15 protein-coding genes are annotated in these 19,307 nt (G+C 38.6%); 11 read left to right on the forward strand and 4 right to left on the reverse strand.

The window, feature by feature from the left end:
- Positions 1–19 precede the first annotated feature (19 nt).
- On the forward strand, positions 20–1,222 hold the full coding sequence (locus EL101_RS06245) for an acetate kinase (RefSeq protein WP_096596830.1): 1,203 nt from the start codon (positions 20–22) through the stop codon (positions 1,220–1,222).
- Between the two features lie 263 nt (positions 1,223–1,485).
- Here the strand turns inward: EL101_RS06245 and EL101_RS06250 are convergent, their stop codons facing one another.
- Positions 1,486–1,989, reverse strand: a complete 504-nt coding sequence (locus EL101_RS06250; protein WP_014613665.1) for a universal stress protein — start codon at positions 1,987–1,989, stop codon at positions 1,486–1,488.
- A gap of 147 nt (positions 1,990–2,136) precedes the next feature.
- On the opposite strand from EL101_RS06250, the gene ald reads away from it, so the two are divergent.
- On the forward strand, positions 2,137–3,258 hold the full coding sequence (ald, locus tag EL101_RS06255) for an alanine dehydrogenase (RefSeq protein WP_096555823.1): 1,122 nt from the start codon (positions 2,137–2,139) through the stop codon (positions 3,256–3,258).
- Positions 3,259–3,355: 97 nt separating this feature from the next.
- On the opposite strand, the gene EL101_RS06260 is transcribed toward ald, so the two are convergent.
- Complete coding sequence (locus EL101_RS06260) at positions 3,356–3,991, reverse strand: copper homeostasis protein CutC (protein WP_096596833.1); 636 nt, start codon at positions 3,989–3,991, stop codon at positions 3,356–3,358.
- On the reverse strand, positions 3,988–5,043 hold the full coding sequence (locus tag EL101_RS06265; protein WP_096596835.1) for a M24 family metallopeptidase: 1,056 nt from the start codon (positions 5,041–5,043) through the stop codon (positions 3,988–3,990). Before EL101_RS06265 ends, EL101_RS06260 begins: the two co-directional genes overlap by 4 nt.
- A 258-nt stretch (positions 5,044–5,301) precedes the next feature.
- Between EL101_RS06265 and EL101_RS06270 the strand changes: the two genes are divergently transcribed.
- Positions 5,302–5,991 (forward strand): metal-dependent hydrolase, encoded by a 690-nt coding sequence (locus tag EL101_RS06270; RefSeq protein ID WP_096596838.1) that lies wholly within the window; start codon positions 5,302–5,304, stop codon positions 5,989–5,991.
- A 483-nt stretch (positions 5,992–6,474) separates the two neighbouring features.
- Here EL101_RS06270 and EL101_RS06275 read toward each other — a convergent pair whose 3' ends face one another.
- A complete protein-coding gene (locus tag EL101_RS06275; RefSeq protein WP_019165097.1) occupies positions 6,475–6,888 on the reverse strand; it encodes a universal stress protein in 414 nt (137 codons plus the stop codon).
- A 320-nt stretch (positions 6,889–7,208) separates the two neighbouring features.
- On the opposite strand from EL101_RS06275, the gene EL101_RS06280 reads away from it, so the two are divergent.
- The 8 genes from EL101_RS06280 (at position 7,209) to pyk (ending at position 19,207) form a co-directional block, all read left to right on the forward strand.
- The gene (locus tag EL101_RS06280) at positions 7,209–8,504 is read left to right on the forward strand and encodes a DRTGG domain-containing protein (protein ID WP_096543264.1); all 1,296 of its coding nucleotides are present in this window, start codon (positions 7,209–7,211) and stop codon (positions 8,502–8,504) included.
- Positions 8,505–8,516: 12 nt separating this feature from the next.
- Positions 8,517–9,449 (forward strand): DHH family phosphoesterase, encoded by a 933-nt coding sequence (locus EL101_RS06285; RefSeq protein ID WP_096596840.1) that lies wholly within the window; start codon positions 8,517–8,519, stop codon positions 9,447–9,449.
- A 24-nt stretch (positions 9,450–9,473) separates the two neighbouring features.
- Positions 9,474–12,665, forward strand: a complete 3,192-nt coding sequence (locus tag EL101_RS06290; protein WP_096596842.1) for a DNA polymerase III subunit alpha — start codon at positions 9,474–9,476, stop codon at positions 12,663–12,665.
- Positions 12,666–12,807: 142 nt separating this feature from the next.
- Entirely contained in the window at positions 12,808–14,040 is a 1,233-nt protein-coding gene (gene ystJ / locus EL101_RS06295; protein WP_019165101.1) for an NADP-dependent malic enzyme, read from the forward strand.
- Between the two features lie 44 nt (positions 14,041–14,084).
- On the forward strand, positions 14,085–14,945 hold the full coding sequence (gene accD / locus EL101_RS06300; RefSeq protein ID WP_019165102.1) for an acetyl-CoA carboxylase, carboxyltransferase subunit beta: 861 nt from the start codon (positions 14,085–14,087) through the stop codon (positions 14,943–14,945).
- Complete coding sequence (locus EL101_RS06305; RefSeq protein WP_096556534.1) at positions 14,945–15,889, forward strand: acetyl-CoA carboxylase carboxyltransferase subunit alpha; 945 nt, start codon at positions 14,945–14,947, stop codon at positions 15,887–15,889. Before accD ends, EL101_RS06305 begins: the two co-directional genes overlap by 1 nt.
- A gap of 570 nt (positions 15,890–16,459) precedes the next feature.
- The gene (gene pfkA, locus EL101_RS06310) at positions 16,460–17,428 is read left to right on the forward strand and encodes a 6-phosphofructokinase (RefSeq protein WP_096596844.1); all 969 of its coding nucleotides are present in this window, start codon (positions 16,460–16,462) and stop codon (positions 17,426–17,428) included.
- A gap of 18 nt (positions 17,429–17,446) precedes the next feature.
- Positions 17,447–19,207, forward strand: coding sequence for a pyruvate kinase (gene pyk / locus EL101_RS06315; RefSeq protein ID WP_096596846.1), 1,761 nt, complete (start codon positions 17,447–17,449; stop codon positions 19,205–19,207).
- The last annotated feature ends 100 nt before the right edge of the window (positions 19,208–19,307 follow it).

The following is a 19,307-nucleotide window of genomic DNA, read 5'->3' on the forward strand; positions in this document are numbered from 1 at the left end:
TATATTGGAGGCCGTTGACATGTCAAAATTAATTTTGGCGATTAACGCTGGTAGTTCATCATTGAAATTTCAATTAATCGAAATGCCAGAAGAAAAATTAATCACTAAAGGTTTAGTTGAACGTATTGGATTAAAGGATTCGATTTTCACAATTGAAGTGAATGGTGAAAAAATCAAAGAAGTACAAGATATTAAAGATCACGAACAAGCGGTAAACATGATGTTAGACAGTTTACAAAAACACGGCGTGATCAATGACATTAACGAAATCGATGGTACAGGTCATCGTGTCGTACATGGTGGCGAGTTATTCCCTGAGTCTGCTTTAGTGACTGATGAAGTGATTAAAGACATTGAAAAACTAACAGACTTAGCACCACTCCACAACCCAGCCAACTTAATGGGAATTCAAGCATTTAGAAAATTGCTTCCTGAAATTCCACATGTGGCTGTATTTGATACATCATTCCACCAAACAATGCCTGAATCAGCATATTTATATAGCCTACCTTATGAGTACTATAAAAAATATGGTATCCGTAAATATGGTTTCCACGGTACAAGTCATAAATATGTATCACAACGTGCAGCTGAAATATTAGGAAAACCAATTGAAGAATTACGTATTATTTCATGTCATATTGGTAACGGTGCTTCAATTGCTGCAATCGACGGTGGTAGATCAATCGACACGTCAATGGGCTTCACACCATTAGCGGGTGTGACAATGGGTACACGTTCAGGTAATATTGACCCTGCATTAATTCCATTCTTGATGGAGAAAACAGGTAAAACGGCTGATGAAGTACTTAATATTTTAAACAAAGAATCAGGTTTATTAGGTATCACTGGAACGTCTTCAGATTTACGTGATATCGAAGATGATGCGAAAAATGGCGAAGAACGTGCAGAGTTAGCGTTAGAAGTATTTGCATCACGTATCCATAAATATATGGGGTCATATGCAACACGTATGCATGGTGTCGATGTGATCATCTTCACTGCTGGTGTAGGTGAAAACTCAGATGCAGTGCGTGCGCGTGTATTAGAAGGTTTAGAATTTATGGGCGTTTATTGGGATCCACGTAAAAATGAAGGATTACGCGGTAAAGAAGCTGAGCTCAACTACCCACATTCACCTGTAAAAGTATTAGTCATCCCTACAAATGAAGAAGTGATGATTGCACGTGACGTGATGACTTTCGGTGAGTTAGAAGGTTAATTTTAAAATAGCGTATGATAATCAACAGTATGAGTTGTGATTTGTTTACGACTTGTACTGTTTTATTTTTGTAGTTGAGGAAGGGAAAAAGCAGTAAAAAAAGAGACGAGGAAAACGAATTTCCAAGCCTCTTTGTGAGTTATGAAGGAAGTTGTTACATGATATGTTCTAGCGTCTATCTCCTTCATGGGTGAATGATTGGTATGAATAGGAGACAAAAATTGATGTCCCATTACCATTCAAATGTTTGATATAGGGTTTCATTAAATGCTGAAATCTTTCAATAGTTCGTCTGTTGCTACTTTTGGCTCGAAGTTTTCTGGAATTTGCTCAGTACGTACAACTAATACATCACATGCTGAATGACGTACAATGGCTTCAGATACCGAACCTACGATAAAGCGTTCTACCGCATTAAGGCCTGAAGTACCACACATCACAAGGTCAACATCTGAATTTTCATCACTTGCTAATTTTGGAAGTACAGATTTAGGTGATCCAAATTCTAAGCGTGTTTCCACATTTTGAATGCCTTCATCTTGTGCCACTTGACGGTAGCCATCCAATAATTTTTCTGCAAATGATTTAGACTTTTCAGTGAAGTGTGAATCGTAAACTTCAAAAGATGTATAAGTTCTTGAATCGATGACATTCACGATAATCAGTTTGGCATTATTACGTTTTGCAACTGCAACTGCTTTGTTAAATGCCCACTCCGCTTCATGAGAACCATCAACAGCAATTAAAATATTTTTGTACATATACATGGCTAAAACCCCTTTCTTATTTCACCTTTATTATAACATATCATCTCCAAATTTAAGTGAAATTTATATGAACTAAAAAATCAAAAATTGTTATGATTGCGCTTACATGTTGTATACGTTATGATTAGTTTTGGAGGTGCAAGGAGTATGAGAATTGGAATTCCGAAAGAGATTAAAAATAATGAAAATCGTGTTGGCTTATCTCCAAGTGGTGTACATGCACTTGTAGAAGCTGGACATGAAGTGTTAGTCGAAACAGCAGCAGGTGAGGGCTCTTATTTCGAAGACACGGATTACGTTCAAGCAGGGGCAAACATCGTCAACAGCCAAGATGACGTTTGGGATGTCGACATGGTGATTAAAGTGAAAGAGCCATTAAAAGAAGAATATGGATACTTTAGAGAGGGACTCATTTTATTCACATATCTTCACTTGGCAAATGAACCTGAATTAACAAAGGCGCTCATCGACAAAAAAGTGGTCGCTATCGCATATGAAACGGTCCAACTCGGTGATCGTTCATTACCTTTACTCACACCAATGAGCGAAGTAGCAGGACGTATGTCTACACAAATTGGGGCACAATTTTTACAACGCTTCAATGGGGGTATGGGTATTTTACTTGGAGGAATTCCAGGTGTACAAAAAGGTAAAGTGACGATTATCGGTGGTGGTCAAGCAGGAACAAATGCGGCGCGTATTGCATTAGGACTTGGCGCAGATGTAACGATTCTTGATGTGAATCCGAAACGTTTACAAGAACTTGAAGACCTTTTTGATGGTCGCGTGCATACGATTATGTCCAATCCTTTAAACATTGAATCACATGTTGTAGAAAGTGACCTTGTCATTGGGGCAGTATTGATTCCGGGGGCAAAAGCACCGAAATTAGTCACTGAAGACATGATTAAGAAAATGAAATCGGGTTCTGTGATTGTTGATATCGCGATTGACCAAGGCGGTATTTTCGAAACGACAGATAAGATTTCAACACATGATGATCCAACTTATATTAAACACGGTGTCGTTCATTATGCGGTTGCAAACATGCCAGGCGCAGTGCCACGTACGTCTACAATTGGCTTAAATAATGCGACATTACCTTATGCATTACAAATTGCAAACAAAGGGTATCAACGTGCACTAACAGAAAACGTCCCACTTTCACACGGACTAAACGTGTTCAATGGTTACGTGACAAATAAAGCGGTTGCTGAAGCGTTTAATTATGATTATACGCCAGTGACACAAGTATTAACTGAAGCATAATTAAATGTTCTAAAATATAAAAAAGACGAGTCAGGGATATGAAACGTTACCTGAAACTCGTCTTTTTTAATGTGTATAAGCAAATTCGGTGTTGAATTTAAGTTTTTACAATATGCGTCCCATGCACTTCTTGAAAAGGAAATAATTCCAATAACGCATCTAAATTCTCATAATTCAAACCGCCACCAGGCATAATTTCAATTTGTCCTTTAGATTGACGCACCCATTTGGCGAGCTGTGGTAAGTTGTCAAATAGGTTCGATTGTGCAGGGCCACCATGCGTCAGTAATCGTGTGACACCTAAATCGATCAATTGTTGTAACGCTTTCGATTGACCGGTAGGGTAGATATGATCAAATGCCATATGACACACGACACGAATTGGAGCTGCAAGTTGAATCAATGTTTGCATTTGAAACTGATGTAACGTGTCCTCAGTCGTCAAACAACCGAACACGAAATAATCGATGGGCAACGTTTTGAGTTGTTGAATATCTGCTTGCATCGATTCGAACTCATACCAATTGTAAACAAAGGAACCACCTCGAGGCCGAATCATCACAGCCAGTTCTGCACCGTACATTTGGCACATATCACTGGCGATTTTAACCATGCCATAACTTGGCGTCGTGCCACTTTCATGCATATTTTCACAAAGTTCAATTCGATTGGCGCCCGCTTTTAGTTTAGTTTCGACTTCTACTAATGAGGATGCAACAGCTTCTTTAATCATTTCGTATAACCTGATAGTGATTCATAGCCATCTTCTGTGACTAAAATATCATCTTCTATACGAACACCGGCAACATTCGGTACATAAATACCAGGTTCAATGGTTAGTACCATACCGACTTCAAGTGGGTTTTGATTCGTACTTGAAATATCTTGGTATTCATGCGCTTCAAGACCTAAGCCATGCCCTAAACGGTGAGGGAAGTATTCGCCGTATCCCGCTTCGGTAATGATGCCTCGTGCAATATCATCCAGTTCACTAATTGTGACGCCAGGTTTAATATGTTGGATCGCAGTTTGTTCTGCTTTTAATACAATGTCGTAAATCTCTTGTGCTTTATCATCAGGTTGTCCAAAAGCGACGGTACGTGTAATATCGCTGCAGTAATGATTGTAAATGACACCTAAGTCAAACAATACATATTCGTTATTTTTAAGTTGGCGGTCTCCAGGTGTACCGTGTGGTGCTGCTGCATGATCGCCAAATAAGACCATTGTGTCAAAACTCATTTCATTGACACCGTATTTTTTAATTTCATTTTCAATATGATTTACAACTTCTCGTTCTGTGACACCTTCTTTTAAAAATGCTACACCGATTTCCATACATTTATCTGCTAATTTTGCAGCCTGTCTTAAAGTATCGATTTCGTCGGCTGTTTTAACGTTGCGTAACGCGCGAATGACAGGATCAGCAGCTTCAAAAGTATGTACAGAAAAAGCCTTTTGTAGTGCATGATAGCGTTGTACCGTTAAATGATTTTCTTCAATCAATAATTTTCCGTACGTTTCTCGGTGTTTATCGAAAGGATTTTCAGTGTCTAAGTAGCCGATGATGTCACCTGTAAATGGAGAGGCTTTCACTTCTTCCACTTCGAGTTGAGGGCAGAATAAAATTTGTTGGCCGTCTGCTCGCACAAGCAAGGCAAATAACCGTTCGTGTGGTTCTGATTTATAGCCCGTAAAATAGAAGATATTGATAGGATTAGATACCCACATCGCATCTGCTTGTTGATCTTTTAAAGTTTGTACGAGTTGTTCTATTTTTGACATAAAAACGCCTCCTTTATTTCTTCATATTTATTTTAAGTCAGTTGATTTGAGAATGCAAAGTGCACACGCTTTGATGTTTAAATCGCATTGGTGAAGTGAATAAAAATAGCAGAAGTTATTTTGTTTTTTGAAATACGTATGAGAAAAAATGCTTTAAACAAGGGGCTTTTGCTAGTCGTAAATTTTAGATTTATGATGAAGACCCTGTTAATATAAAGTTAGGAATCTGCATTACACATGATGAAGGAGGATGCGAACATGAAATTATCCTTTCATGGTCAATCGACTGTATATTTTGAAGCAAACGGTAAGTCAGGTATTATTGATCCTTTTATTACAGGAAATGAACAAACAGATTTAAATATTGAGGATTTAAAAGTAGACTACGTGATTTTAACACACGGTCACGAAGATCATTTTGGAGATACAATTGAAATTGCTAAGCGTAATAACGCAACAGTGATTGGTTCAGCTGAAATGGCGAATTATTTATCTACAAATCAAGGCATCGAAAACGTACACCCTATGAATATCGGCGGAAAATGGACATTTGATTTTGGTGTCGTTAAATTTGTTCAAGCGTTTCATAGTTCAAGCTTAACGGATGACAATGGTATGCCAATGTACTTAGGTATGCCGATGGGTGTCATTTTAGAATTAGAAGGTAAGACAATTTATCATACAGGTGATACAGGCTTATTCAGCGATATGAAATTGATTGCTGATCGTCACCCTGTTGATGTATGTTTTGTGCCAATTGGTGATAATTTTACGATGGGGATTGAAGATGCAAGTTATGCGATTAATGAATTCATTCAGCCTAAATTGACTGTGCCGATTCATTACAATACGTTCCCATTGATTGAACAAGATCCAGAAGCGTTTAAAAAGCTTGTGAATGTCGGGCAAGTTCAAATTGTCAAACCTGGTGAAGCTGTAGAACTTTAGAATTGTTCTTGTACTGTTTTGATATGGCATGTTAATTTGAAAGATAGTGGATTTGCTTCATTTGTTGCTATCTAGGACTCGCGTTCTTAGGGGCTGAGGGGAGTTCTGTCGAAAATCCTGCTTTTGGAACACCGTTTATTGATTCCCAGCGCATCCATTCATTGTGGATTTTGGGAGCAGTACAGAAATCTCATAAAGAATAGCCCTCACAATCTTTTTTTGTGTACTGTTCGTTAACATTCAGTGGTATGAAATCTCAGTTTCAAAAACAACTCAAATGTGCGTGACTTCAACTGGTTTTTATCATGTGAAGGGGTTGTTAATGGATATAGAGGATTGGTTTTAAAACGCATTTGATACATACTAAAAAGGGGGCTGGACGTTGATTTGTCCGAGCCCCTTGATTGTGATAAATGTTATGACGCATAAAAATCTTTCAATTCCTGCCAGCTGTATGGATTGCGTCTGTTCACTGTTTTTAGCTTACTTAACGATTAACACTGGAATTTTTGCGCGTTTTGCAACTTTATGGCTTACGCTACCTAATACGAATTTCTTGGCCGCTTCTGCTTTACGGTTACTGAGAACGACGATATCGTATTGGCCGCTATTCGCATAGTTTACGATTTTTTCTTTTGGATTGCCACGTTCGATAATTTCTTCATATTGCAAACCATTTTGTTCTAATGTGTCACGTGTCGGTTGCATTTGCTCGTGACGCATTTGTTTAAGTTCTTCATAATGTGTCCCCATTTTAACAGAAGCTTGGACGTCTTGTTCTCCGATGATATTGAGCAATGTCACAACGGAGCTGTCGCCTGAAATTTTAACAACTTCTTGGAGCGCTTTCGCATTTTTTAAATCTGTATCCACTGCAAGTAAAATATTTTGATGCATCTCTATCATCCTCCTTAAAACTAGTGTATCAAAAATATCGGTAAAAGTGATTCAATACATATGAAGCAATTTGTTATGACATCAAACATCTTAAACCGTCACTATTTTAACCGGTTTAAATAGGAGTTAAACATTTATTGGTTATCACTTCGCATTACGATTTGAAAAACGTTATAATAAAAGAAATAAAATTGATGGTATGGGGATTTAGAAGTAGCTCACAAATCAATCAAGGGGTATCTACTTGAGAATGAATCACTATCTTTTATTCAGAGGCATCACATATTTCAGTGATATGACATAACAATAGAGGGAGATACATGACAAAGCACGAACAAATTATTAAACATATTGAATCATTATCTGTAGGCCAAAAAATTTCAGTCCGTAAAATAGCGAAAGATTTGGACGTTTCAGAAGGGACGGCATATCGTGCGATTAAGGATGCGGGGCAACGTGGGTTAGTGGCTTCGATTGACCGTGTTGGTACAGTCCGTATTGAAAAGAAAGCGCGTGCCAAAGTCGATCATCTAACATTTGGAGAAATCGCGAAAATTGTCGATGGTCATTTGATTGGTGGTAAAGGCGGTCAGTTCAATTCACTGACTAAATTTGCGATAGGGGCGATGGAAGTAGACAATGTCGTCAACTATGTTTCTAAAAATACGTTGCTGATTGTTGGGAATCGTCTTGATGTCCAAAAAGCTGCGTTAGAACGAGGCAGTGCCGTGTTGATTACAGGTGGTTTTGATACGACGGACGAAATTAAAAAAATGGCAGATGAACAAAATCTACCTATCATTTCTTCCAACTATGATACATTTATGGTTGCAAATATTATTAATAGAGCGATGTACAATCAGATGATTAAAAAAGAGATTTTAGTCGTTGAAGATATCGTCATTCCAATCGAACAGACTTCTTTCTTATACGATGAAATGACGGTTGCTGATGTAGGTAAAAAGTCCCGAGAAACGTCTCATTCTCGTTTTCCAATTGTGGACCGTCAAAACAAATTAGCGGGTTTGATTACAAGTAAAGACATTATCGGCAAAGATTTGGACGAAAAACTTTATCGCGTGATGACGAAACCCGCGATTAGTGTCCAGCTGAATACGACGGTTGCGAGTTGTGCCCATTTGATGATTTGGGAAGGGATAGAATTACTGCCAGTGACAGGCAATCAAAAACAACTTGTCGGCGTTATTTCACGTGAAGATGTACTAAAGGCGATGCAAATTGTCGGACGTCAGCCACAAGTAGGTGAAACGATTAATGATCAAGTGGCGAAACATATTGAGATTCGCAATCAACAAATCATTGTCGAAATTACACCGCAACTGACGAATCAATTCGGCACATTGAGTAAATCTGTATCGGTCGCTATCATTGAAGAAACGATAAAATCTGTGATGCGTAAACATAAAAAGTTAGAAGTGATGATTGAGAGTTTAAATATTTTTTATATTCGAACTGTACAAATCGAAAGCGAAGTAGAAGTAGATTATACCATTTTAGATATGGGGCGTAATTTTGCGAAGTTAGAAGTCACGATGTTCAGTGCGAATCAATCTGTTGCAAAAGCATTAATTATGTGCCAATTATTAGATCATTAAGGAGCGTTGAGTATGAAATTTATTCCAGAAATTCAAGAACAAATTCAACAATATGACACCATTATTATTCACCGTCATGTGCGACCTGACCCGGATGCGTTAGGTTCACAGTTTGGATTGAAAGAATATCTTAAAGCAAAATATCCAACTAAACATGTCTATGCTGTTGGAACGGAAGAACCGACACTTGGATTTATGGGAACGTTTGATACGATTGACGATGCGCAATATGACGATGCACTTGTCATTGTATGCGACACAGCAAACGCCGCACGCATTGACGATGCCCGCTACGATCGCGGCAACGCATTAATTAAAATCGACCATCATCCGCCTGTAGATTCATATGCGGAAATCAATGATGTTGACGTGAGTGCTTCATCTACCAGTGAGATGATTTTCGATTTCATACAAGGTTCGAATGATTTAGCTTTAATGAATGACAAAATTGCGAGTGCGTTATATTTAGGTATTGTCGGCGATACAGGTCGCTTTTTCTTCAACAATACGTCGCCGAAAACGATGACCATCGCTAGTCAGTTGTTACAATATGATATTCAACACAACCGTCTATTGAATCAGTTGGGTGAAAAGGATCCGCGGTTAATGCCGTTTCATGGCTATGTACTGCAAAATTTCCAACTTTTCGATGATGGCTTTTGCCAAGTGAAAATTACGCATGATGTGTTAGAAAAATTTGATATCCAACCGAATGAAGCGTCGTTGTATGTAAATGCGATTGCCGATTTGAAAGGCTTGAAAATTTGGGTGTTTGCGGTAGACGAAGGTGCAGAAATCCGTTGTCGCATCCGTTCAAAAGAAATTACGATTAATGATGTTGCGGCTGACTTTGGTGGAGGTGGACATCCAAATGCTTCAGGTGTGTCTGTAAACACATGGGATGAATTTAAATCACTTACCGAAGCGCTCCGCCAAAAACTATAACAGGTTAAAGAAGGTGACTTAACGATGGTTGCACATTTAAATATTCATACGGCTTATGACCTTTTGAATTCAAGCATTACAATCGAAGGAGCCGTTCAGCGCACAATTGAATTAGGATATTCAGCCATCGCAATTACCGACTTGAATGTCATGTATGGTGTGCCACAGTTTTATGACGCGTGTATTCAGCATGGCATTAAACCATTATTAGGGATGACCGTTTACCTCACTGATCAATTGAATGTGTTAGAAGCGGTAGTCATTGCTAAAAATAATCAAGGGTTGAAAAACTTATTTAAACTGTCATCTGATATTAAAGTGAATCGAATGAAACATGTATCCATTTATGAAAAGAAAGATTTGTTTCATGATACGATCGTTATTTTTAAGCAGATGACAAACCAAGAAAAGCATTGGCACGATGAAATGCCTGACGGGGCAACATGTTATATCGACCATCAATCGGCCGAGGCGTGTGAGTTGCCCAAAGTTTTGATGCAGGCGGCTTATTATGAAAGGGCAGAAGATAAAAATACATTAAAAGTGTTACATGCGATTCGTGATAATACGAAAGTCAATTTGGTGGATTCATACGAAACGCCAACAGAACATATATATGATGTCGATGCATTGTATGAGTCGCAATTTGCGGAAGAATGGCTCGCACGTACTGATGAAATTGCAAATATGTGTGATGCTCAACTCGAATATCATCAAGCCTTGTTACCTGAATTTGTAACGCCAGACGGTAGTTCAGCGAATGCATACTTATGGGCCGAGTTAGAACGTGCACTTACGGATTTTGGACTGACTGAAGCGCGCTATCGTGAACGTTTAAAATATGAATATGACGTCATCACACAGATGGGATACGCGGATTACTTTTTAATCGTAAGTGATTTAATTCGTTACGCAAAATCAAATGGTGTCATGGTCGGTCCTGGACGGGGCTCTTCAGCGGGGTCGTTAGTGAGTTATTTGTTAAATATCACGACAATTGACCCACTTCAATATGATTTACTGTTTGAACGATTTCTAAATCCTGAGCGTGTCACGATGCCAGATATCGATATTGACTTTGAGGATACGCAACGTGAAAAAGTCATTCATTATGTCCAGCAAAAGTATGGTGATTACCGTGTTGCGGGTATTGTGACGTTTGGCCATTTACTTGCGAAAGCCGTCGCACGAGATGTGGGGCGCGTAATGGGCTTTGATGAAACGACATTAAGTGAAGCATCGAAATTAATTCCTAGTAAACTCGGAGTTACATTGGATGACGCGTATAAAGAAGAACGTTTCAAAGCGTTTGTCCATCGCAACCATCGTCATGAACGGTGGTTTGAGTATTGTAAAAAGTTAGAAGGATTACCACGAAATACATCGACGCATGCAGCAGGGGTTATTGTGAACGACCAACCGCTATATCAGTCCATCCCATTAACTGAAGGAGAGACAGGTTTGCTGACACAATGGACAATGACGGAAGCAGAACGCATTGGTTTATTGAAAATCGACTTTTTAGGACTGCGAAACTTAACGATTATTCATCAAATCATCAAACAAGTGGCGCGTGATTTAAAAGTCGACATCGATGTTGAACTAATTCCTTTTGATGATGTACACGTCTTTGAACTGTTGTCACGTGGAGATACGACAGGTATTTTCCAACTGGAGTCTGAAGGTGTACGACGTGTTTTACAAAAATTACAGCCTGAACATTTTGAAGATATTGTTGCCGTGACATCACTTTATCGTCCGGGGCCAATGGAAGAAATTCCGACTTACATTCGTCGTCGTCACGACCCAAGTCAAGTTACGTATTTGCATCCGGATTTGGCACCGATTTTGAAACGTACATATGGGGTGATTATCTACCAAGAGCAGATCATGCAGATTGCGAGTCAGTTTGCAGGATTTTCTTATGGTGAAGCGGATATTTTACGTCGTGCGATGAGTAAAAAGAATAGAGAAGTCCTTGAAAATGAACGGCAACATTTTATCGATGGTGCACAAGAAAAAGGCTATGCTGAGGCGTTAAGTGGTCAAATTTTTGATTTAATCTTAAAGTTTGCGGACTACGGTTTTCCACGTGCGCATGCAGTAAGTTATTCTAAGATTGCTTACATCATGACCTATTTAAAAGTACATTACCCTGCTTACTTTTATGCCAATATCTTAAGTAATGTGATTGGTAATGACACGAAAACAAACATGATGATTCAAGAGGCGAAACAGCAACACATTACAATACACGGTCCGCATATTAACAAAAGTCAATGGCGTTATGTCGCGACACAAGAAGGCATCTATATTTCATTAGGTGCGATTAAAGGTGTCGGTTATCAAACGGTACAAACGATTATGAATGAAAGACGTGAACAAGGTCCCTTTAAAGACTTCTTTGATTTCTGTAATCGTATTCCCGGTCGCTTAAGATCACGGCGTACATTAGAAGCATTGATTTTAACAGGTGCGATGGATTGTTTTGGCAAAAATCGCGCGACCTTATTACAATCAATTGATAAAGTGTCAGATACAGATGTCAGTATTGATACCGATCTTCTTGCGAGTGTTGCAACCATTAAACAAGAATATGCGGAAACTGAAGAAATGCCGAGCCAACAATTAAGTGATTATGAGAAGCAATATTTAGGCTTTTACGTGACTGCGCATCCTGTTGAAAAGGCGTTTAAGCAAAAACAATATCTCGGCATTTTTCAGCTTCAAGCACAAGTGACGCACCAACCGATTCTGATTACATTAGATGCTGTCCGTGTTATTCGAACGAAACAAGGTCAACAGATGGCGTTTGTTGAGTTAAATGACGGCATAACGACAATAGACGGTGTCATCTTCCCGAAAACGTATCAACAGTTAACCGGAACTTTGGAGACATCAAAGTTTTATATCATTTGGGGCAAGTTTGAAAAAAGAAACGACAAACTTCAATTGATTATCAACCGATTGACGACTTTTGAAGCCTTTGAAACAGAAAAAAGACAGCAGACGCGTAAAATTGTGATTAGAGAAGGTATGACAGATACACTAGAGCAACAGTATCTAACTCAAAAACAATCAAACAATAGTATCGCTGTGTACCTATATCAAGAAAGCAACAATCAATTTCTATTTAAAGGTTATTTATTGCAACCTAATCACTATTTAGATGCACTTTTAGAAGCGATTGAACCTGAACATATCCGTTTGTTATAATGAGATGGTATTTTGCGCGGGTAAGCGATGATGTAAGCGTTAAAGCTGACTTTGATATGCGAATATAATGTGCTATAGTATAATGGCGATTAAAAGAGGACTTAAAAAATAGTTGGAATTTGAAAATGGGAGATGATTATGAATGTCCTTAAGAGATGATGCACTGCAAATGCATAAAGAAAATCATGGCAAATTAGCCGTTAGTCCAAAAGTTAAGGTAACGAATAAAGAGGAATTAAGCTTAGCCTATTCTCCAGGTGTAGCTGAACCTTGTAAAGATATACATGAAAGACCGAGTCGTGTTTATGATTATACGATGAAAAGTAACATGGTAGCCGTTATTTCAGATGGCACGGCTGTTCTCGGACTTGGAAATATTGGTGCTGAAGCGAGTATCCCAGTCATGGAGGGGAAAGCGGTACTGTTCAAAAGTTTCGCAGGCGTTGATGCCTTCCCATTGTCACTTGCAACGAATGATACAGAAGAAATTATCCGTACAGTGAAACTCGTGGAACCTAACTTTGGTGGTGTCAATTTAGAGGACATTTCTGCACCGCGCTGTTTTGAAATTGAAGAACGCCTGAAAAAAGAGACAAAAATTCCAGTGTTTCATGATGATCAGCACGGTACTGCTATCGTAACGGTAGCTGGTTTAGTCAATGCATTACGTATTGTTGATAAAGACTTAGCAGATATTAAAGTAGTCCTTAATGGTGCGGGTGCTGCCGGTATTGCGATTGTTAAATTACTTTATTCATATGGTGTACGTCATATGATTATGTGTGATTCTAAAGGTGCTATTTATGAAGGGCGTCCATATGGGATGAATGAAACGAAAGATACTGTAGCGAAATGGACGAATAAAGATAAAGTTGAAGGAAAATTGGTCGATGTCATCGAAGGCGCAGATGTTTTCATCGGTGTTTCAGTCGCAGATGCACTCTCTGAAGAAATGGTACAGTCTATGAATGATGATGCTATTATTTTTGCAATGGCGAACCCAAATCCTGAAATTACGCCAGACAAAGCTAAGCATGCAGGTGCTAAAGTTATTGGTACAGGACGTTCAGACTTTCCAAACCAAATTAATAATGTCTTGGCATTCCCAGGCATTTTCCGTGGTGCCTTAGATGTACGTGCCACACATATCAATGAAGAAATGAAACGTGCAGCTGTTGAAGCGATTGCTAACTTAATTACGGATGAAGAGCGCAACCCAGATTACGTTATTCCTGGTCCGTTCGATTATCGTGTCGCGCCATCTGTAGCACGAGAAGTAGCACGTGCGGCAATGGAATCAGGAGTAGCCCGTATTGAAGTCGATCCAGACGATGTATACGAGAAGACGTTATCACTCACAGATTTAAAGAAATAATACAAGCTTGATTGATAGCCGATGGAAAAGTGGAGGTAATAAAGATGTTTAAAGACTTTTTTAACCGTAACTCTAAAAAGAAAAAATATGTTACGGTTCAAGATTCGAAACAAAATGAAGTTCCTGAAGGCATAATGACGAAATGTCCAAACTGTAAAAAAATTATGTACACAAAAGAACTCACTGAAAATTTAAATGTATGTTTTAATTGTGATCATCATATTCAATTATCAGCTTATGGCCGTATTGAAGCAATTGCCGATAATGGAACTTTTGAAGAATTTGATAAAGGGATGACCTCTGCAAATCCATTAAACTTTCCTGGCTATGAAGAAAAGGTTGAAAAAGACCAAGAGAAAACAGGATTAAATGAAGCAATCGTCACTGGAACTGCAGAACTCAATGGCATTAAGTTTGGTATTGGTGTCATGGACCCAAGATTTAGAATGGGCAGCATGGGTTCTGTAGTTGGTGAAAAAATTTGTCGCATTGTCGATCATTGTACAGAAGAGCGACTCCCGTTTGTCTTATTTACGGCATCTGGTGGGGCACGTATGCAAGAAGGCATCATTTCGCTCATGCAAATGGCTAAAACAAGTGTATCTTTAGAAAAACATTCTGATGCAGGTCTATTGTTCATTTCCTATATGACACATCCAACTACAGGTGGGGTATCTGCAAGTTTTGCATCAGTCGGCGATATCAATTTGGCAGAACCGAAAGCCTTAATCGGGTTTGCAGGACGCCGTGTCATCGAACAAACAATTAATGAAAAATTACCGGATGATTTCCAAACGGCTGAATTTTTATTAGAACATGGTCAGCTCGACAAAGTTGTGCATCGTAGTGAAATGAAGAAAACGTTAGCGACGTTATTTGATATGCATCGTGAGGTGAAAAAGTAATGCTTGATTTTGAAAAACCGATCCAAGATATACAAACTAAAATTGAATCATTGAAAGAAACGCAAGCGAAAAATGATGTCGATTTGTCTGATGAAATCGAAATTCTTGAAGCTGCATTGCAAACAGAAAAAGAAAAAATTTACACTTCCTTAAAGCCGTGGGATCGTGTTCAAATAGCAAGATTACCTGAAAGACCGACCGTACTCGACTATATTCCCTACATTTTTGATGATTTTATCGAATTACATGGCGATCGTAACTTTAGGGATGATCCCGCTATCGTAGGGGGATTAGCTTATTTCAATGGTCAACCTGTAACAGTCATTGGTCAACAGCGCGGTAAAGATACGAAAGATAATATTTACCGTAACTTTGGTATGGCGCATCCTGAAGGTTATCGTAAAGCGTTGAGATTGATGAAAGAAGCTGAAAAGTTTAACCGACCTATTTTCACATTCATTGATACGAAAGGTGCATATCCTGGTAAAGCAGCCGAAGAACGTGGTCAAAGTGAGTCCATTGCACGTAACCTCGTTTCTATGGCAGGTTTAACCGTACCTGTCATTTCAATCGTCATTGGTGAAGGTGGAAGCGGTGGCGCATTAGGTCTTGGTGTGAGCAATCGTTTATTGATGTTAGAAAACAGTACATACTCTGTCATTTCACCAGAAGGCGCGGCCGGTATTTTATGGAAAGACAGCTCTCTGGCTAAAATTGCGGCAGAAACGATGAAAATTACGGCATATGATTTGCTAGAATTAAACATTATTGATGAAGTGGTGAAAGAGCCATTAGGTGGTGCGCATCACGACGTTGAGATGTTAGCAAAGCGTATTAAGCAAAAGTTTACCAAGCATTTAGCCTCGTTTGAACATATGACACCCGCTGATATTAAAGAAGATCGTTTTGAAAAATTCCGTAATATTGGTTCATATGTTGAATAAGTTTGTGTAACAAGCATAGTATGAAGTCTTTGAATCATGGGGCTTCATACTATTTTTTTGATATGCTTGATTTACTTAAAGCGGCCATTATCTTTTTATATTAAACGTTTTGATGAAAGGGCAGACAGGTCAAAAAGTGCGTGAATCATTGCACTCAATAGACATATCTAGCACGGTTCATCACTTTCAATATGGCCATGAATCGTCACGTTCTATATTGATATACAAAAATAATTGCGTCCTTTATAATAGTATGTGAAGAAATAAGCAAAGTTGTGCGTTGAATATCACTATGAAACTATTTTTTTGAATTTCTAGTAGAATCATGTCAATAAAATCTTAAAATGCTCATTTTTGGGTATATGATTTATACAGCATAGATACAACAGCGTGTGATTTAAAATACTTTTACAATTGAATGAAAGTGCTATGAAAACATGAAATATGGCGGATTGATGAATTCATTTGAATAAACCGTTTTCATTTGTTTTTGTCTCTTTTTTTGATGGAATGCACAATGAAATTGTGGTATTTTTAACATAACAACTATGCAAGAAAGGGTATGTCTACATGAAAAAAATTGCAGTTTTAACAAGTGGCGGAGATTCTCCGGGGATGAATGCAGCAATTCGAGCAGTTGTAAGAAAAGCGCTTTATCACAATATTGAAGTCTATGGTGTGTATCAAGGATATCAAGGTCTTATCAATGATGACATTCGCAAACTCGAATTAGGTTCAGTTGGTGATATTATTCAACGCGGAGGTACTTTCTTATATTCAGCACGTTGCCCAGAATTTAAAGAAAAAGAAGTACGCCAAAAAGGGATTGAAAACCTTAGAAAGCGTGGAATTGAAGGGTTAGTCGTTATTGGTGGCGACGGAAGTTACCGTGGTGCACAACGTATTAGTGAAGAATGTAAAGAAATTCAAACGATTGGTATTCCAGGTACTATTGATAACGATATTAATGGTACTGATTTTACAATCGGTTTTGATACAGCGTTAAATACAATTATTGAATCTGTGGACAAAATCCGAGATACTGCTTCAAGCCACGCACGCACTTTTATCATTGAAGTTATGGGCCGTGACTGCGGAGATTTAGCATTATGGTCAGGTTTAGCTGTAGGCGCTGAAACAATCATTTTACCCGAAACAGAAACAGACATTAAAGATATCGCAGAAAAAATTCAACACGGTATCGATAGAGGTAAAAAGCATTCTATCATCATCGTTGCAGAAGGGTGTATGACGGGTGATATGTGCGCATCAGAATTAACAAAATATATTAATGTTGATGCACGTGTATCTGTGCTCGGTCATATTCAACGTGGTGGTAGCCCAACAGGTGCAGACCGTGTACTTGCATCACGTTTAGGGGGCTATGCTGTTGAGCTTTTACTTAACGGCGAAACGGCTAAAGGTGTCGGGATTAAAGACAACCGCTTAGTTGCGACTAATTTTGATGACATTTTCAATACATCAGAACGTCAAATTAACCAACGTATGTTAGGTTTAACTGAAGAATTATCTATATAATTATAGGAGGCATTTCCAATGAAAAAAACTAAAATCGTTTGTACGATTGGACCAGCATCAGAATCAGAAGATATGTTAGAAAAGTTAATGAAAGCAGGTATGAACGTTGCGCGATTAAACTTTTCACATGGCTCACATGATGAACATGCAGCACGTATTCGTTCAATTCGTAAAATAGCGAAAAAGTTAGAGAAAAATATTGGTATCTTACTTGATACTAAAGGACCTGAAATCCGTACACATGACATGAAAGATGGCATCATTACGCTTGAAAAAGGATCACATGTCATCGTGAGCATGCAGGAAGTTGAAGGTACAGCGGAAAAGTTCTCTGTCACATACGAAAACTTAATTAACGATGTTGAAGTCGGTTCATTTATTTTATTAGATGATGGCTTGATTGAATTAGAAGTGGAATCTATTGATCATGCAGCTGGCGAAGTTCACTGTAAAGTTTTAAATACGGGAGAACTTAAAAATAAAAAAGGTGTTAACTTACCAGGTGTTCGTGTTAACTTACCAGGTATTACAGATAAAGATGCGCAAGATATTCGTTTTGGTATCGAGCAAGACGTTGACTTCATTGCGGCAAGTTTCGTTCGTCGAGCAAGTGACGTTCTAGAAATTCGTAAAATTTTAGAAGAAGTGGGCAACCGTACAATTAGCATTATCCCAAAAATTGAAAACCAAGAAGGTATCGATAATATTGAAGAAATTCTTGAAGTTTCTGATGGCTTAATGGTAGCCAGAGGGGATATGGGTGTTGAAATTCCACCAGAAGCAGTGCCGATTGTACAAAAAGATTTAATCCGTAAATGTAATAAGCTAGGTAAACCAGTTATTACTGCAACACAAATGTTAGACTCAATGCAACGTAATCCTCGTGCTACGCGTGCAGAAGCGTCTGACGTAGCGAACGCAATTTACGATGGTACAGATGCAGTTATGCTTTCGGGTGAAACTGCAGCAGGGGCTTATCCAGAAGAAGCCGTTAAAGCAATGCATGATATCGCAGTAGCTGCTGAACAGGCTCAAAACTACAAACAACTGTTATCAGACCGTACAAAACTTGTTGAAACATCACTTGTGAACGCCATTGGTGTATCTGCTGCACACACAGCTTTAAACTTAAGTGTTAAAGCGATTGTGGCTGCAACAGAAAGTGGGAAAACTGCGCGTACGATTTCGAAATACAGACCAAAATCTGACATTATCGCAGTCACGCCATTCGAAACAACAGCGCGTCAATGTACACTTGTATGGGGGGTATACCCAGTCGTTCGTGAAGGTAACTTTACTACAGATGAATTATTGAACAATTCTGTAGCAACAGCCATCGAAAGCGAACGTGTTGAAAACGGTGATTTACTCATTATCATTGCAGGTGTACCAACAGGTGAATCTGGTACGACAAACTTAATGAAGTTACATCTTGTAGGTGAAGACTTAGCAAGTGGTCAAGGTATTGGTCGTAACTCAGCAGTAGGTCGAACAGTCGTTGTCAACAATGGCTCTGAATTAAAAGGTCGCGACTTAGACCAAGCTGTTATCGTGACACCATCGATTGACGAAAGCATTATCCCATATTTAGACCAGGCTGTTGCTTTAGTCACTGAAGAAGCTGGTTTAACTTCTTCAAGTGCTATCATAGGACTTGAAAAAGGCATTCCAACAGTCGTAGGTGTTAACAATGTCGTTGATATAATTCCTGATAACGCATTAGTGACAGTCGATGCGACACAAGGTAAAGTTTATGAAGGTTATGCAAACGTGCTATAATTTTTTTAATAGATGATACTGTATTAATTTTAAAAGGTTGGTAAGGTGAATATGCCTTATCGACCTTTTTTGAAGTGTGATGTCAAACATCATTCTGGAT

Source organism: Staphylococcus delphini, from assembly GCF_900636325.1.
Taxonomy (GTDB): Bacteria; Bacillota; Bacilli; order Staphylococcales; family Staphylococcaceae; genus Staphylococcus; species Staphylococcus delphini.